Raw genomic sequence first — 15,451 nt, forward strand, 5'->3', positions numbered from 1 at the left:
TGGAGATGAGGTGCGTGTCGGACTCCAGACGCGGCCACGGCGTCGCGACGCCCTTCAACAGGTCGACGATCACCACCGTGTTCATCGCGCACTCGACCGCCACCCCGCACGCCTCGCCCTCGCCCTGCCGTGCGTGCCCGTCGCCCAGGCTCAGCAACGCGCCCTCCACGTTGACGCCGAGGAAGCAGGTGACCCCGGCCCGCATCTCGGGTGTGTCCATGTTGCCGCCGTGCGCATCGGGCACGAGGGCCGAGCGGACCTCCAGGTTCGCGGGTGCGACACCGACCGTGCCGTGCATCGGATCCATCGGCAGCTCGATCTCGGTGTCGCTGTCCCGGGCGCTGAACAGGCAGGTGCGGCGCGCCCGGTCGAGCTGCCACATCCAGACGACCTCGGGCAGCGGTTCGTGCAGCGACGCCGTCGTGTGCGTGGAGGTGAGGGCACCGAACAGCGGCACGGTGGTGGAGGCGGCCCAGTCGCGGGCCGGTTCGACGGACACGAAGTGCACGGCCAGCGTGTCCCCGGGCTCCGCGCCCTCCACGTGGAACGGGCCCGTCTGCGGGTTCAGGAAGGGGAACTCGCACACACGCGAGACCAGGTCCTGCTCGGAGCGGACCCGGCCGGCGAAACAGTCCTCCGTGTACAGGTCCAGCACGGTGCCCGGCGCGATCCGCGCCACCGGCGGCACACCGCCGAACGTCCAGGCGAACTCGCCCGGTTCGGGCCGTACGGTCAGGATCCTCGGCTCAGTCATGGTCCTGCAGCTCCGCTTCTGTGTCGGGCTCAGCATGCTCGTCCAGATGGATCCGCCCGATCGCGGCCAGCCGCTCCGGATGCCGCCGCCGCAACACCAGCAGCAGGACCGCACCGAGCAGCATCCACACCGCCACCACCGGACCCGCGTACGAGACGGGCGCCGCGAGCCGGGTGACGAACCAGAAGGCCGGCAGCCCCGCGGCCGTCAGCAGGGCCGGGACGAACGCGACCACGCCCAGGGCCGGTACCAGCAGGTGACGCACGGGGCGCAACTCCGGTCGCCGACGGCGCAGGAAGAAGCCCGCGCAGGCGAGGTCGGTCACGATGTACACCCCCATGACCACGGTCACGACGACCGTCGCCAGCAGCGAGAAGGCCGTCGTCGGCCCGTACGCGGCACCGAGACCCAGCGCCAGCGCCAGAGTGACCGCCCCCTGCACGGCGACCGCCACCACGGGGGAGCGGTGCCGGGGGTGCACGACGGCGAGGGCACGCGGCCACACCCCGATACGGCCGAACGCGAAAGCCGTACGCGTCGCGGCGTTGACGCCCGCATTGGCGTTGGCCACACAGGAGTTGACGACCGCCAGGAACACCAGCACCCAGAAGAACCCGAACGACGCCCGCGCCACCCCGCCCCACGACGCCGCCCCCGCCACCCCGAACTCCGCGAACCTCCCGGGCCCGTAGAAGACGGTCATGGCGTACGTGGCGGCCACGTAGAACAGCCCGACGCCCAGCGCCGCCCCGACCACCGCCCGCTGCACCGTGCGCCGCGGCCGCCGGGCCTCCTCCGCCAGCGGCGCCGCGGCCTCGAACCCGGCGAAGCCCAGCACGCAGTACGCGGCACCCGCGAGCACCCCGCCCACGCCACCGCCCCCGGGGGTGTGCGCGGTGGTGAACACGGAGGCGGAGTTGGCCGGTCCGGCCCGGACGACCAGCAGGACGGTGAGGACCAGGAAGACCGCGATCTCCAGTACGCCGAGGACGGTGCCGAGCCGCGCCGAGGCCCGGATCCCGTAGAAGCCCGCGGCCGTCACGACCGCTGCGCCCGCCAGCGCCCACGGCCACCACAAGCCGGCCGGGTACCCTGCCCATTCGTCGTGCAGCGTCCCGGCGGTGGTGAAGCCGATCTGGAGCATCAGCAGCGCCGGGACCAGCGCCTCCACGAAGACGTACGCCCACGCGACGAGGAATCCGGCCGCCGGGTGCAGGCCCTGCGCGCTGTAGGCCGCGAGCGACCCGGCGGCCGGAAGGCGGCGTGCCAGCTCCCCGATGCACGAGGCGGCCAGCAGGCAGGCGAGGAGGGCGAGCAGCACGGACAGCGGCAGACTGCCGCCCGCGAAGGACGCACCGGTGGGGATCGAGGCCGCGATGGCGGCCCCGGGGGCCATCGACGTGATGCTCTGGAACAGCACCTCGCGCATGCCCACCGCGTCGCGCCGCAGCCCGGCGCCCGTCCCCCGGTTCCCGATCGTGGTCATCGGAGGCCAGGGTAGGGGCGGGACGGGTGCGGCGGAAGAGGACCAACTGCCCTGCGGAGGAGGGCGGGCGGCTCAGCGGCCGCCGAACTTCACGCTCTTGAAGACGAACTTGACCGGGGCCTTCTCGCCGTGGCCCAGCCGGTGCTGCGCGCCCTTGCAGCCCTTCTCCGCGTAGACCACGGCCACCCCCTTGGTCCTGTTCTCCGCCTGGCGCGCCTCCTGGGCCATGGCGAGGCACTTGCCGTCCGGGGGGTTGGTGATGAAGTAGGGCTTCCCCTCCGGGCCCCTCCAGTGGAACTCGCCGCCGGAGGCGCCTGCCGTGGCGGCAGGCAGCGAGACGGCGAGGAGGAGGCCTCCCAGGGCGGAGACCGCAGTGCGGAACAGGCGCATCACAGATCCTTGCTCTCGACGGCGAAGCAGGCGGGGGAACGGCCCCCGATGCGCTCAACGACGCTCGGCCCGGATACGACACGCAGTCATGCGGTGACGGTTGGTGACGCCTGGTCAAACAGGCCGGGGGAGCAGGGTGTTCCCTGCTCCCCCGGCACCCTTGCGGGTGAGTGTCCTACGGTGCGTCAGCCGCGGCGGCTCGCCCGGGCGAGGGCCGGGACGAAGCGGGCGGCGTCCACGGTGCCGACGCCGGTCGCCATGTCGTAGCCGTTGACGGCGGTGTAGCCGTCGACGCCCTGGTAGCTGTTGTTCGTCCCGTCGTTGACGTCGACGATGCCGGTGTTCTTGCCGTGCGCGGACTGCTTGTACAGCGTGTACAGCGCCTCGTTGATGTTGCCCACGCGGTGCCCGGCGGCCTGGTCGGCCAGGGCGACGATGCCGGAGAACAGCGGGCAGGCCTCGCTGGTGCCGCCGGTGATGTCCCAGCCGGTCGCGGTGGGGTCGTAGCTGGAGTAGATCCAGGCGCCGCCGTCGACCGCCGCGGCCATCGAGATGTCCGGGGTGCCGCGGCGGCTGCCGACGACGCCCTTGACGGCGTTCTGGAAGGAGGGGCGGCCGAAGACGTGCGACTGGCCGCCGCCGCCCGCGCCGTGGTCGTTGTAGACGCTGTCGGGCTTGACGCGGTTGCCCTTGTCGTCCAGGTGCAGCTGGGTGCCGCCGATGGAGGTCACCAGCGGGTCGGACGAGGGCCAGGAGTTGACGCGCTCCTTGTAGTAGCCCTTGCCGTCGGCCGTGTTGTCGGTGGCGCCGCCGTCACCGGAGGAGGCCAGCACGGTCACGTGCTTCTTCGCGGCGTCCTTGAAGGCGTACCGCAGGTTCTGGATGCTGGAGAAGTCACCCTTGTCGAAGCCCGGGAAGGTGTTCTCCGTCGCGCCGAAGCTCTGGCTGATCACGTCGCCGACACCGCGGTCGATCATGGCCTTCTCGGCGTCCATCATCTCCGGCAGACCGGTGGTGCCCTCGGTCTCCGCGACCGCGGTCTCGACCAGGACGATCTTCGCGTCGGGCGCCACGGCGTGCGCCATCTCGACATCGAGGGTGGTCTCGCCGGCCCAGCCGGTCATGTCGGAGTTCTTGGGGTCGAACGCGGGGACGTCGCCCCACTTGACGACATCGACCTTGGTGCTGGGTATGCCGAACTGCTTGCTGTAGACGTCCAGGTCGTGCTGGATCGTCGGCGAGCCGAACGAGTCGACGATGACGATCGTGCGGCCCTTGCCGGTGATGCCGGCCTTGTACAGCGGCTCCAGGTTGTACGCCTTGCGGTACTGGATCGGGTCGTAGCAGTTCAGCTTGAACTGGGCCTGGCACTGCGCGATGGAGAGCGGGCTGCCCACGGCGCGCACCAGCGTGTGGCCGGCACTGGCCGGAACCGCCTTGGTGTGCGGGACCGTCGCGGCGTGCGCGGCGGTGACCCCGGTCAGCGGGGCGGCCGTCAGCGCAACGGCGGTGAGGGCGGCGGTGGCGGCCGTTGCGGCCGCGGCGCGCGACCGGAGGCGAGCTGCGTGCATGAATTCTCCCTGAGAGGACCGGAGCCGCACGAAGCGGCTGTCGCGATCTCACGGGATGGTCATGCGCAGATCAAGAGTATTTGACGCTTGATATCGAATGTTTTGCCTAAACGCGAAGTTGACGGCCGTTTGCGGAGTCATGCCCTCCGCTACGGCCGGTGCCGGTCAGCTCCGTGCGCCGCGTGCGGGCCACCAATTGGCCCGTCCCGCCAGGCACATGACGGCCGGGACCAGCAAGGCCCGCACCAGGGTGCAGTCCAGGACGACGGCGACGGCCAGGCCGAAACCGATGAGCTGCAGCATGGCCAGGTCGCAGGCGGCCAGGGAGGCCATGACGACGGCGAACACCAGCGCCGCGGAGGTGAACAGCCGCGCGGTGCGCTGCAGTCCGGTGGCCACCGCGAGCCGGGTCTCCGTGCCGTTGCGGTGCTCCTCCAGGATGCGGGACAGCAGGAAGACCTCGTAGTCCATCGACAGGCCGAAGGCCGTGCAGAACATCACCGCGGGGATGATGACGTCCGTGGTGTCGGGGGCGTTGAGCGGCCCGGTCAGCCACTCCAGCCGGCCCTGCTGGAAGACCGCGACGATGATCCCGAACGTGGCCGCCAGGCTGAGGGCGTTGAGCAGCACGGCCTTGAGGGGCACCAGCAGGCTGCGGGTGTAGCCGAACAGCAGCACCAGGGTGGCTGCCACGGTGAGCAGGATCGCTGCGGGCAGCCGGCTGCTCAGCGTGTCCTCGGTGTCGGTCATCCGGGCCCCGGAGCCGCCCACCAGCGCCGGCCCCGGGGCGGGCTCCCGGCGCAGCCGTTCGGTCAGCAGCCGGCCCTCCGGGGACAGCACCGAGGGCACCGCCGGGGTGATGCTCAGCCAGGTCCCGGCGGGCCCGGCGAAGCCGGCCCCCCGGACGTCCGCGTCGGCCGTCAGTCTGCCGCCGCGGTACGTGCCGGTCGCCGTCTGCACCTGCCGCACGCCGGGCAGCCGCGACAGCCGCGCGGCATAACCGTGCACGGCCGCCGCGGCGGACACCGCGGCCGGGGACTCCTCCGGCGCGTCGGAGGCCAGGGCCTCGGCCGGGGGCGCGATGCGCAGGCCCGGCAGCACCACCGTGGCCGTGTCCTCGGCCTCCGCGGCGAAGTCGGTGCGCAGCCGCTGCGAGGCCCGGGCCACCGGCGAGGAGGGCGGCAGGATGCGGTCGTCGTACATGCCGAACCGCACCCCGGCCCCCGGCGCGGCCAGCAGCCCGAGCACCAGCAGGGTGCCCACGGCGACGGCCGCCGGGCGCCGCGTCACCCACATCGCCAGCCGGTACCAGCGGCCCTGCGACAAGGGCCGCCCGGCGCCGCGCCGCCACCGGGCGAAGAGGTCGAAGCGGTTGACGCGCGCCCCCAGCAGCACCAGCATCGCGGGCAGCACCAGCAGCGCCCCGGCCGCCGAGCACACCGCCACCGCCGCCCCGCCGACGGCCAGCGAACGCGTCAGCGGCAGCGGGAAGACCATCAGCGCCCCCAGCGCCGCCGCCACGGTCGTCGCGGAGAACGCCACCGCCCGCCCCGCGGTGCCCAGGGCACGCTCGGCGGCCTGCACGGGCTGCGCCCCCGCGGCGAGTTCCTCGCGGTACCGGCTGACCATCAGCAGGCAGTAGTCGACGGCGAGTCCGAAACCGAGCGCGGTGGCGATGTTCAGCACGAACACCGACACCGTCATCACCTCGCTGAGCAGCCGCAGCACGGCGGTCGTGGTGACGACCGCGAAGCCGCCCACGACCACGGGCAGCAGCGCGGCGACCAGGCTGCCGAAGATCCACAGCAGGATCAGCAGCACCAGCGGCGCCACGATCAGCTCGGCGACCAGCGCGCCCTCGGTGCTCAGCCGCTCCATCTCGGCGAACAGCGCGGCCTCGCCGGTGGCCGCGACCTGCAACGGCCCCGTGCGCCCGGTCTCCCGTGCCGTCACCGCCTTGCTGGCCGCCAGCACGGCCCGCTCGTCGCCGCGGAACCGCACCGCGACCACGGCGCTGTGCCCGTCCCGGCTCCGCAGCTCGGGCACCTCCTGCGGCCAGTAGCCCCGCACCCAGGCCGTGTGCGGGTCGGACGACAGGCGCCCGGTCAGCGCACGTCCCGCGTCCGCCGCCGCGGGCGCGTCCACCTGTCCCTTCGTGGTGACGACCAGCACCAGGTGCGGCTCGCCGCCGCCGAAGTGCGACGCGAGGAAGGCGTCGGCCCGGGTCGACTGTGCCGTGGCCGGGGTCCACCCGCCCGGGGCCAGCCGCTCGCCCACGCCGTGCCCGCCCACGGCGGCGGCCACGGCCACCAGTGTGAGCAGGAGGAGCGTCCCCAGGGCCCGCCGGGGGGAACCGTGGGCGACCCCTGCGAGAAGGGAATGGCGAGGCTTTCGGAGCAGCATCACATGGGCGTCCTTCGCAGGGGTCGGAGGCGCCTCCCACCATTAATCATTCAATGCCAAGATAGGTGCATTGCGGTGATATGGGCGTGTCGTCCGGGTCTCCGCCCCGCGTCTCGGGCCGCGGCCGTGCGGGCCGCCGCCGGCCGCATGTGACATCTGTCAGCGCACACGGGTGACACGGCCAACTACAAGGCGTTCGTTCGCACTTGTCATGCTGGTGAACACAACAAGTCACCCCTGGAGAGGACTTGGCCTTGTCCAAGCGCATCATCGCCCTGGCCGTCGCCACCGCCGCCCTGGCCGGAATCGCCTCGGCGCCCGGCGCGGCGGCGGGAGCACCGGGAGGTGCGGAGATCACGGTCGGCGGGCGGGTCACCAACACCGTCCCCGCCGACGCGATCGGCGTCAACACGCCCTTCTGGAACCCGTACCTGAAGGATGCCAGGACGCCCGGACTCATCCGCAAGGCGGGCATCACCACGCTCTCCTTCAACGCCGGAGGGCCCACCGACCTCTACCACTTCGACCACGGCGGCTGGCTCAGCCCCGATCCCAACGGCAAGGACAACGGCGGATACGAGGACCTGACGCCGGAGTTCGGCTTCGACCGGTTCGCCGCCACCGCGCGTGCCGCCGACGCCCGCATGCTCGTACACGTCAACTACGGGACGGGCCCGACCGACACCAAGGCCGACCCCAGCACACCCGGACACCCCAAGCCCGGCGACCCCCGCGAAGCGGCGGCCTGGGTGCGGTACGCCAACAAGACGCGCCACTACGGCGTCCGCGACTGGGTCATCGGCGAGGAGACGTACCTCAACGGCTGGTTCACCATTCCCGGCCGCAAGTTTCCGCACGAGCCCGACGCCCACCCCGACAAGTCCCCGGCCGCCTACGCCCGCAACGTCATCGCCTACGCGCGGGCGATGAAGGCGGTCGACCCGGGGATCCGGATCGGCATCGAGCTGTTCGCCTACGACCCGGCGAAACCGGACGACCCCATCAACAAGGCGATGAAGGAGTGGGACGACACCGTCCTCAACACCCCCGGCCTGGCCGGGGCCGCCGACTTCGCCGACGTCCACTGGTACCACGCCGCCTTCAGCCACAAGCAGAGCGACGCCGACGTGCTGGCCGACACCGCGGCCGCCGGCCCCGTGCTGCGCGCCCTGCGCGCCGACCTGGACCGGGCCTCGGGGCGGGGGCACCGCATCGGCATCACCGTCGGCGAGGCCAACTCCGCGGCGCTCAACGCCACTCAGCAGCAGGACAACGCCGTGGGAGCCCTCTATCTGCTGGACAACAACCTCTCGCTCCTGGAGAACGGCGCCTCCGCCGTCGACTGGTGGGCCCTGTACAACGGCCCGTTGAACACGGAGACCGTCAACTGGGGCGACCTCGGCCTGCTGTCGTCCGGAGCATGCTTCACCGCCGTCGACAAGACCGGCAAGAAGGGGAAGCAGTGCGAGCCCCCGGTGGGGACCCCCTTCGCGCCGTACTACACGATGCAGATGCTGACCACCGCACTCAAGGGCGGCGGCAGCACCCTCGCCACCGCCGTCTCCGGCGGCAGCGACACCCTCACCGCGCACACGCTCCGCCGGGCCGACGGCACGCTCGCGGTCGTGGTCGTCAACAAGGACCCCCGGCAGACGCAGAAGGTGCACCTGAACCTGCCCCGCGGCTACCGCGCCTACCGCACGCTGACATGGCGGCAGGGCGACAAGGACCCGGCCACGCAGCGCGGCCGGGTGCCCACCGCCCTCGCCCCCTACTCCGCCGCGGTCGTGCTGCTCGCGCCGCGTGGCTGAGGCGCCCCGAACCACTGCCCGAGCGCTGCGTCGAGCCCGTCGAGATCGTCGCTGTCCGTGGCCCACGCGACGAAGCCGTCGGGCCGCAGCAGAAGGGCCGCCAGTCCGGGGTGCGAGGTGCACCGGGCCGTGACCACCCGCACCCGGTCCCCGAACCCCTCCGCCCGGTCCGGGAGACCGGGCCCGGCGGCGCCCAGGTCGAGCAACAGCGCCTTGCCGTCGTGGAGATGGTCGGCCAGGCGCGTGCCGTCGGCCAGGACGAGGTCCGGTGCACTGTGTCCTGTCAGCGGGTGGTCGCCCGGCAGGTCGTATCTCTGCCAGACGCCCAGGATCTTCTTGACGAAGTACGTGGTGCCCGTGACCGTCCCCATCAGATCGCGCACGACGCTGCGCATCGCCTGTGCGTGCGGCGTCAGCCGCATGACGGCGATCTGTGCCCGGGTCCACTCCAGCACCCATGCGCCGATGGGGTGCCGCTCGGCCGTGTAGGTGTCGAGCAGCCCCTCGGGGGCCGTGCCGTGCACCGTGGCGGCCAGCTTCCAGCCGAGGTTCATCGCGTCGCCGATGCCCAGGTTCAGTCCCTGGCCGCCGAACGGCGAGTGCACGTGCGCCGCGTCGCCGGCCAGCAGGACACGCCCCTTGCGATACGTGCTCGCCTGGCGGGCGTTGTCGGTGAAGCGGGTGGCGGTGTGCACCGCGGTGACCCGCACGTCCGCCCCGGAGACCTTGCGCAGGCTGGTCTCCAGTTCCTCGGCGGTCACCGGTGCGTCCCGGTCGGCCGGCGGGCCGTCGAACTCCACCGTGAGGATCCGGCCGGGGAAGGGGCCGTGGACGTAGATGCCGGTGTCGGTGCCCTGCCAGCCGGCTCCCAGGGCCTCCGCGCCCTCCAGCTCCACCACGGCCTGGTGGCCGGTGATCTCGGGAGCCGTGCCGGGGAAGTCGAAGCCCGCGAGCCGGCGGACCGTGCTGCGGCCGCCGTCGCAGCCGGCCAGCCAGCCCGCGCGGACCGTCCCCCGGCTCGTGCGGACGCTCACGCCCGCGTCGTCCGCGTCGAACCCCTCGAGCTCCACGCCCCGCCACAGCTCCACGCCCAGGGCGGTGGCGCGCTCCAGGAGCACGAGCTCCAGGTCGGCCTGGGGCACCAGGCCGACGTCGCCCGCCGGCCCGAGGTGGGCGAAGTCGGGATCGGACGTGTCCAGCAGGTCGCCGTACAGCGGTATCCCGGCGAAGTGGCCCGCGAACTTCGGCGCGTTCTTCCGGTCCAGCCCGTCGGGGGCGTGCGTGCGGAGGAACCCGGTGACTTCCGCGAGGCGGCGCTCCTGCACCGCCGCCATCGCGGGCAGCAGGCCTCGCCGGTCGAACGCGACCGCGCTGGGCGCGTTGATGGCCCCCGCCTTGATCGTCCGGTCGGGCTCCGGCAGGCGCTCGACGACGAGCACGGCCGTCCCCGCCAGCGCGAGTTCGCAGGCCAGCATGAGGCCCGTGGGGCCGGCGCCCGCCACCACGACGTCGTAGTCCGTGGCCCTGACTTCCTGGGTCTTGTCATCCATGGCGGTAACTGTAGTCACTAAAAAGATGTGTTCGCTATATAATTTTCCCCGTGAAGGATCAGCACAAGCACTCCGCCCCGCAGCCGGCCCCGCAGCGCCCGACGCTGCGCGAACGGAAGAAACAGGAGACGCGGAAACGCATCTCCGACGCGGCCACGGAGCTGTTCTGCGCGCGCGGCTTCGACCGTGTCACCGTCGCCGAGGTCGCGGAGGCCGCACAGGTTTCGGCCATGACGGTCTTCAACTACTTCCCGCGCAAGGAGGATCTCTTCCTCGACCGCATCCCGGAAGCCGTCGAGCTCGTCGGCCGCGCGGTCCGCGAGCGGGAGCCGGAGCACTCGCCGACGGAGGCGGTGCGCCGCATGCTGATCGAACTCCACGAGCAGCGGCACCCGTTGGGTGGATCGGCCGACCGGTTCGTGAACTTCTGGCAGGTCGTCATCGACTCGCCCGCCCTGCAGGCCCGTGCCCGCGAAGGCGTCGAGGAGGTGGAGAACGCGCTGGCCGCGGCCATCGCGGAGGGGACCGGCGCCGGCCCCGGCGACGAAGGCCCGCGCCTGGCGGCGGCGCTGACCGTCGCGGCCTACCGCACCGCCTACCTCACCGCGGTCCGCCGCCTGCTGGCCGGCGAGCGCGCCGAGGACTTCGCCGACGAGCAACGGGAGCTGATCCACCGCGTCTTCGACGCCGTGGAGCGGGCCCTCCGGCAGTGAGCGGACGGCGGGGGCGGGACCGGCCCGCCCCCGCGCTTCATCTCGTGCTCACGTGCCTCACTTGCACAGCGGCACCGGCGACAGGTTCTGCACGTAACGCGCAGCGACGTAGCCGGGCTTGCCGTTGCCGAGGAGGTACCACAGGTCGTTCCCGTCCACGTTCGACCCGTGCTTCTTGCAGGCCAGTTCGACGACCGTCCCCGGCTTGAGCGCGCCGAGGTACTTGGCCGCCTGCGCCGGCCGCTCGCGTATGGACAGCGGCAGCCTGGAGACCACCTTGCCCTTCGGCGGGACCGGCTTCGCCACGGCGGCCGGTGCGGCCGCGGGTGCCTGGGCACTTGCCGGAACCGCGGCCAGGAGCGTGCCCGAAGCGACCAGCAGCGCGGATGCGCCGACAGCCGCTGCACGACGTACTGACATATACATCAACGTTCCCCCTGTTCTCTCCTCAATGGGTTCAACGGGCTCAATGGGAGATGCATGGTGTATGACCCATGGGGGAGCGAAACGGTTGCATGGGGGCGCACGGACCGTATACACATCCCTCCTTCGGGGGTTTCCTCCCGCAATAGGGGCGTATGGTGCGGGGATTGCTGCCAGCCTCGGCGGACGACGGACGGTCACGGGGACCGTTGCCGGGACTGCAGAGGGCGGAGCGGATGAAGCGTACGGTGGCGAAAGCACGTTGGCGGGTGCGCATGGTGATGGGCGCGGTGGGCGCCACGGCGGTGTTCCTGGCCTCCGGCCCCACGGCCTTCGCGGGTTCGGCGTGTGAAGGGCCGGTCTGCCTCACCGTCGACAACAGCGGCCGGTACGTCGCCCGGGCCACGGCCACGCCCGCGAAGGGCGGTGACTTCTTCGGCTACTTCGAGCTGCACGGTCCTCCCGGCCTCCAGGGCAGGAGCGCCGCGCGGCACTGGCGCGCCGGTCAGAAGTACGGCATGGCCCTGGGCCGCGTCGTCCCCGACCACACGAAGATCTGCGTCGACAGCTGGAAGACGTCCGAAATCAACAAGGACGTCAAGCCCGAGCACTACGGGCGCGCTTGCGTGGAGGTCCGCGGCCAGTAGCGCTCCGGCGCCCGGCGCGGCGGCCGGGAGATGGCGTGATGTGGTGAGGACAGGTCCGGGCCGGGCGGGCAGTGTGGGGGCCGTCAGACACCCCCCGACACACGTGAGGACGGACGAATGAGGCTCTCTGCCCTGCTGACCGTGCCACTGGCCGTGGGAGCGCTGCTGGGCGGCGCGGCATCCCCCGCTGCGGCGGGTGTCGGTGGTGTGACGCTCTCCAATGCCGACAACGGCCGCACGCTGACCGTGCAGAGCGGTACGGACCTGCAGGTCCGGCTCGCCGGATCCCGCTCGGCCCACGCCACCTGGACGTGGAGCCCGCCGACGGCGGACGACCCCGAAGTCGCCGACCGGGTGGCGGCGTTGACGTCCGAGGACGGCAGCGCGATGGCGGACTTCCGGATGCAGGAGCCCGGCACCACGGGCATCACGGCCTACGAGCGCTGTGTCCCGCGGGCCGCCCGGGCCTGTCCGCACCTGGTCGTCCTGTGGAAGGTGACCATCAGGGTGCAGGACGATCCGGCACGCTGACGGGCCCTGCGGGCTCTGCCGGAACTGCCGGATCCGGAAGTTCCGCTTAGGGTGACCCCATGGCGGACGGGAGCGGCGAGGCCGGAAACCGTACCGGCGCCGCCGGGCAGCGCAAACGCCCCGGCGAGCTCTGGACGGCGTTCCGCCACTCGCCGTTCCTGCCGGCCACCGTGCTCGTGCTCATCGTGGCCGCGGCCGCCGGGCTGTTCGCGGGCTCGTACACCTACGCCATGGCCAACCCCACGCCGCACCGCGTCCCGGTGGCCGTCACCGGGGTGCCCGCGTCCAGGGTCGAGCGCGCCGCGTTCATCCAGGGGATGGAGAAGGCCCTGGGCGCCGAACTGGAGCTGCACCACTATGCCGACTACGGTGCCGCCCGGAACGCGGTGGACGAACAGCAGGTCTTCGCCATCCTCCGGGAGCGCCCCGGCGCCCCCGCACTGGACGTCTCCGGCGCCTCCGGAGCCACCGTGGCGCAGCTGCTGGCCCAGGCCGCGCCCGAGGTCGGCAGGGCCACCGGCGTGCCGGTGGCCGTGCGGGACATCAACCCGCTCCAGCCGGGCGACCCGCGCGGCCTCGCCCTCTTCTACATCACGCTCGCCGCGGTGGTCGTCGGCTTCGTCGGCTCCATTCAGCTGAGCGTGCACGCCCGTGCCCTCACCCCGGCCGAGCGCATCGCCTTCACCATCGCCTACGCGCTCCTGGGCGGCTTCGCCATCGCGGCCGTCGTGGACTGGGGGCTGGGCGCGCTGCGGCTGCCGTTCGTCGAGTCCTGGCTGATCCTCGCGTTCACGATGTTCACGTCGGGGATGTTCTTCACCATGTGCAACACCCTCATCGGCCGGTGGGCGATGATCCCGGCGTGGGGCGTGCTGGTCCTGCTGGGCAACCCGTCCTCCGGCGGCGCGGTCTCCTGGCCGCTGCTGCCGTCCCTGCTGGGCTCGATCGGCCGCTGGCTCCCGCCGGGCGCCTCGGTCAACGCCCAGCACACGGCGGTGTACTTCGGGGGACACCAGCACGCCCTGCCCTTCGTGGTGCTGGGGGTGTGGGCGGCGGTGTCCTGCGCGGTCTTCTGGATCTGGCGCCACCGCCACCCGGGCGGCCGGGAGCGCGAGGTCGGCGCGGTCGCGCCGGAGTGACCCGCGCCTGCCCGCTCAGCTCACGACGCGCACGTGCTCCGCATGGACGGTGCCGTCCGTGTCCAGGGCGGGCACGTACGTCACCCGCATGCCCTCGGTCACGAAGGTGAGGTCGTCGATGGCCTCGCGGGTCACCCGCACCTCGGCGCCGTCGTCGCCGTTGATGTAGCCGTAACCCCTGGCCTGGTTGAACCAGCGCACCACGCCGCTGACCCTGTCGCTCATGTCCCCCGCCTCCCGCATTCGGGCACCATGTGTCAACTACCGTGTATCACAGGCGTGTTCTCGCAGTACAGGAGCGCGGGGCGGACAGGATCCGGCGCTAACCCGCGGCAGGGGCGTACACCCACGCCTCGGCGCCCGAGGCCAGCGGCACCAGGGTGCGCCGGTAGTCGGTGACCTCGTAGTCGTCGGCGGCGGCCAGTTCGGCGTCCGTGACGAGCAGCGCGGCGCCCTCCACACCGTCGGCCGGATCGCCGGTGGGCTGCAGGATGGGGTGCCGGTCGGAACCGCTGAGGGCGATCACCTCCGGATCGGTGATCTCCACCGTGGACAGCCGGTAGCCGGGCAGCAGGGCGGGGGTGCCCGGGACCTCGCGGCCGAACAGGGAGCGCTGGACCTCGGGCTGACGCAGCGTGCCGTAGGAGAACAGGAGATGGGCGGACGTGTCGATCATCCGCAGAGCATCGCTGCGATATGGCTGCACCTGCAAATCGGCGCTCAAACGGTGCTCAATCGGTGCTCAGTGGTGCCAGGCCTGCCCGCCCGTGTTGTGGATCATCCGCTGCAGCACCTTCAGCGTGACCAGATACTCCTCGTCCGTGATGCCGTCGTGCCGCTGCGCCCACATCTCCTTCTGCCGTTCAGCGCATCGCAGCCGGACGGCCGCGCCCTCGGCCGTCAGCCGGAGCAGGCCCGCGTCGTCGAAGACGGTCAACCCGCGTTCGACGAGGGCGTCGATCTCGTCCTGCAGGGCGTCCTCCACGTCGAGGTAGCCCCGGAGGGTCGCGGTCACCTCGGCGCGGGTCTTCCCGTGCTCGTCGTCCGCCTGGTTCAGGATCCACCACTGCGGCTGGCTCACGCCGAACTCGGCCAGCCCGGCCCGGATATGGGTGACGACGGCCTTGTGCGCGGCCCAGCTCCAGTAGCCGATGGGCTGGTTGACGAGTTCGGCGTCGGGGTGCGAGTAGTTCATGGGCCGACGGTAGAACCTCGACCTGACTTGAGGTCAAGTCACGTAGGGTGGGCGTCCGTACGAAACGATCAAGAAACGAGACGAGGCCCCCGTTGTCCGCGCGCACCCGTACCGTCGTCGCAGCCCTGCTGCTCCCCGTGGCCCTGGCCGGATGCTCCGGCGGCGGCCACAAAGGCACGGCCGACGCCGACGGCAGGCCCGGATCCGCGCAGGCGGCCCTCGCCGCACTGCCCGTGAAGAAGGCGGCGTCGAAGGACGGTTACGACCGCGCCAAGCAGTTCGGCGCCGCATGGACGGACTCCACGAACGCCCCCGGCGGGGGCAACAAGTGCGACACCCGCAACGACATATTGCGCCGCGACCTGAAGAGCCCTCGGTTCGAGGCGGGTTCGAAGTGTGTCATCGCCTCCGGCACCCTTGCCGACCCCTACACCGGCAAAACGATTCGCTTCGAGCGCGGCCCGAAGTCCTCGGCGGTACAGATCGACCACATAGTGGCCCTGTCGGACGCATGGCAGACCGGGGCCCAGAAGCTTCCGCAGGAGCGGCGCGAGGCCCTCGCGAACGACCCCCTCAACCTCGTCGCGGCGGACGGGCCCGCGAACATGGGCAAGGGCGACAAGAACGCCTCGGCCTGGCTCCCGGCCAACAAGGGCTTCGACTGCACCTATGTGGCCCGGCAGATCGCGGTGAAGAAGCAGTACAAGCTGTGGGTCACGCCTGATGAACGCGACGCGATGAAGAAGGTCCTGGCCGGCTGCCCCGCTCAGCAGCTGCCGAGCGAGTCCACGTCCGGGGTCGCCCTCAAGCCGTAGCGAACGTCCGGCGGAGGGTAGCG

16 protein-coding genes are annotated in these 15,451 nt (G+C 71.9%); 6 read left to right on the plus strand and 10 right to left on the minus strand.

Going from position 1 to position 15,451, the window contains the following annotated elements; all coding sequences use genetic code 11:
• The 5 genes from HG542_RS32960 to HG542_RS32980 all read right to left on the minus strand — a co-directional run.
• On the minus strand, positions 1 to 754 hold a 754-nt coding region (locus HG542_RS32960), incomplete at its 3' end, for an acetamidase/formamidase family protein (RefSeq protein ID WP_171088016.1).
• Positions 747 to 2,240 carry an APC family permease gene (locus HG542_RS32965; protein ID WP_171088018.1) on the minus strand — a complete coding sequence of 498 codons (1,494 nt, stop codon included), beginning with the start codon at positions 2,238 to 2,240 and terminating at the stop codon, positions 747 to 749. The genes HG542_RS32965 and HG542_RS32960, both read right to left, overlap by 8 nt.
• Before the next feature lie 72 nt (positions 2,241 to 2,312).
• Positions 2,313 to 2,630 (minus strand): hypothetical protein, encoded by a 318-nt coding sequence (locus HG542_RS32970; protein WP_176607245.1) that lies wholly within the window; start codon positions 2,628 to 2,630, stop codon positions 2,313 to 2,315.
• 185 nt (positions 2,631 to 2,815) lie between these two features.
• On the minus strand, positions 2,816 to 4,201 hold the full coding sequence (locus HG542_RS32975; protein WP_171088023.1) for a S53 family peptidase: 1,386 nt from the start codon (positions 4,199 to 4,201) through the stop codon (positions 2,816 to 2,818).
• 165 nt (positions 4,202 to 4,366) lie between these two features.
• Complete coding sequence (locus tag HG542_RS32980; RefSeq protein ID WP_171088026.1) at positions 4,367 to 6,505, minus strand: MMPL family transporter; 2,139 nt, start codon at positions 6,503 to 6,505, stop codon at positions 4,367 to 4,369.
• A 353-nt stretch (positions 6,506 to 6,858) separates the two neighbouring features.
• Here HG542_RS32980 and HG542_RS32985 point away from each other — a divergent pair, with 353 nt between their 5' ends.
• Positions 6,859 to 8,415 (plus strand): hypothetical protein, encoded by a 1,557-nt coding sequence (locus HG542_RS32985; protein ID WP_171088028.1) that lies wholly within the window; start codon positions 6,859 to 6,861, stop codon positions 8,413 to 8,415.
• Here the strand turns inward: HG542_RS32985 and HG542_RS32990 are convergent.
• On the minus strand, positions 8,376 to 9,965 hold the full coding sequence (locus HG542_RS32990; protein WP_171088030.1) for an FAD-dependent monooxygenase: 1,590 nt from the start codon (positions 9,963 to 9,965) through the stop codon (positions 8,376 to 8,378). The two genes, HG542_RS32985 and HG542_RS32990, sit on opposite strands and share 40 nt — an antisense overlap.
• 50 nt (positions 9,966 to 10,015) lie before the next feature.
• Between HG542_RS32990 and HG542_RS32995 the strand changes: the two genes are divergently transcribed.
• On the plus strand, positions 10,016 to 10,678 hold the full coding sequence (locus tag HG542_RS32995; protein WP_229922572.1) for a TetR/AcrR family transcriptional regulator: 663 nt from the start codon (positions 10,016 to 10,018) through the stop codon (positions 10,676 to 10,678).
• A gap of 57 nt (positions 10,679 to 10,735) precedes the next feature.
• Here the strand turns inward: HG542_RS32995 and HG542_RS33000 are convergent, their stop codons facing one another.
• Positions 10,736 to 11,098 (minus strand): SH3 domain-containing protein, encoded by a 363-nt coding sequence (locus tag HG542_RS33000; RefSeq protein ID WP_171088032.1) that lies wholly within the window; start codon positions 11,096 to 11,098, stop codon positions 10,736 to 10,738.
• 251 nt (positions 11,099 to 11,349) lie between these two features.
• Between HG542_RS33000 and HG542_RS33005 the strand changes: the two genes are divergently transcribed.
• The 3 genes from HG542_RS33005 to HG542_RS33015 all read left to right on the plus strand — a co-directional run bounded on the left by HG542_RS33005 (position 11,350) and on the right by HG542_RS33015 (position 13,418).
• On the plus strand, positions 11,350 to 11,748 hold the full coding sequence (locus tag HG542_RS33005; RefSeq protein ID WP_171088034.1) for a hypothetical protein: 399 nt from the start codon (positions 11,350 to 11,352) through the stop codon (positions 11,746 to 11,748).
• Between the two features lie 117 nt (positions 11,749 to 11,865).
• Positions 11,866 to 12,279 carry a hypothetical protein gene (locus tag HG542_RS33010; RefSeq protein ID WP_171088037.1) on the plus strand — a complete coding sequence of 138 codons (414 nt, stop codon included), beginning with the start codon at positions 11,866 to 11,868 and terminating at the stop codon, positions 12,277 to 12,279.
• 59 nt (positions 12,280 to 12,338) lie between these two features.
• Positions 12,339 to 13,418 carry an ABC transporter permease gene (locus tag HG542_RS33015; protein WP_171088039.1) on the plus strand — a complete coding sequence of 360 codons (1,080 nt, stop codon included), beginning with the start codon at positions 12,339 to 12,341 and terminating at the stop codon, positions 13,416 to 13,418.
• Between the two features lie 15 nt (positions 13,419 to 13,433).
• Here HG542_RS33015 and HG542_RS33020 read toward each other — a convergent pair whose 3' ends face one another.
• From HG542_RS33020 to HG542_RS33030, 3 genes are all read right to left on the minus strand, one after another.
• On the minus strand, positions 13,434 to 13,643 hold the full coding sequence (locus tag HG542_RS33020; RefSeq protein ID WP_171088041.1) for a cold shock domain-containing protein: 210 nt from the start codon (positions 13,641 to 13,643) through the stop codon (positions 13,434 to 13,436).
• Between the two features lie 97 nt (positions 13,644 to 13,740).
• Positions 13,741 to 14,094: a gamma-glutamylcyclotransferase family protein gene (locus tag HG542_RS33025; protein ID WP_171088042.1), complete on the minus strand. Its 354-nt coding sequence runs from the start codon at positions 14,092 to 14,094 to the stop codon at positions 13,741 to 13,743.
• 66 nt (positions 14,095 to 14,160) lie between these two features.
• Complete coding sequence (locus tag HG542_RS33030; RefSeq protein ID WP_171088044.1) at positions 14,161 to 14,613, minus strand: MarR family winged helix-turn-helix transcriptional regulator; 453 nt, start codon at positions 14,611 to 14,613, stop codon at positions 14,161 to 14,163.
• 92 nt (positions 14,614 to 14,705) lie between these two features.
• Here HG542_RS33030 and HG542_RS33035 point away from each other — a divergent pair, with 92 nt between their 5' ends.
• Positions 14,706 to 15,428 carry an HNH endonuclease family protein gene (locus tag HG542_RS33035; protein ID WP_171088047.1) on the plus strand — a complete coding sequence of 241 codons (723 nt, stop codon included), beginning with the start codon at positions 14,706 to 14,708 and terminating at the stop codon, positions 15,426 to 15,428.
• Positions 15,429 to 15,451: the final 23 nt, after the last annotated feature.

This window comes from Streptomyces morookaense (assembly GCF_013030945.1).
Lineage (GTDB): Bacteria > Actinomycetota > Actinomycetes > Streptomycetales > Streptomycetaceae > Streptomyces > Streptomyces morookaensis.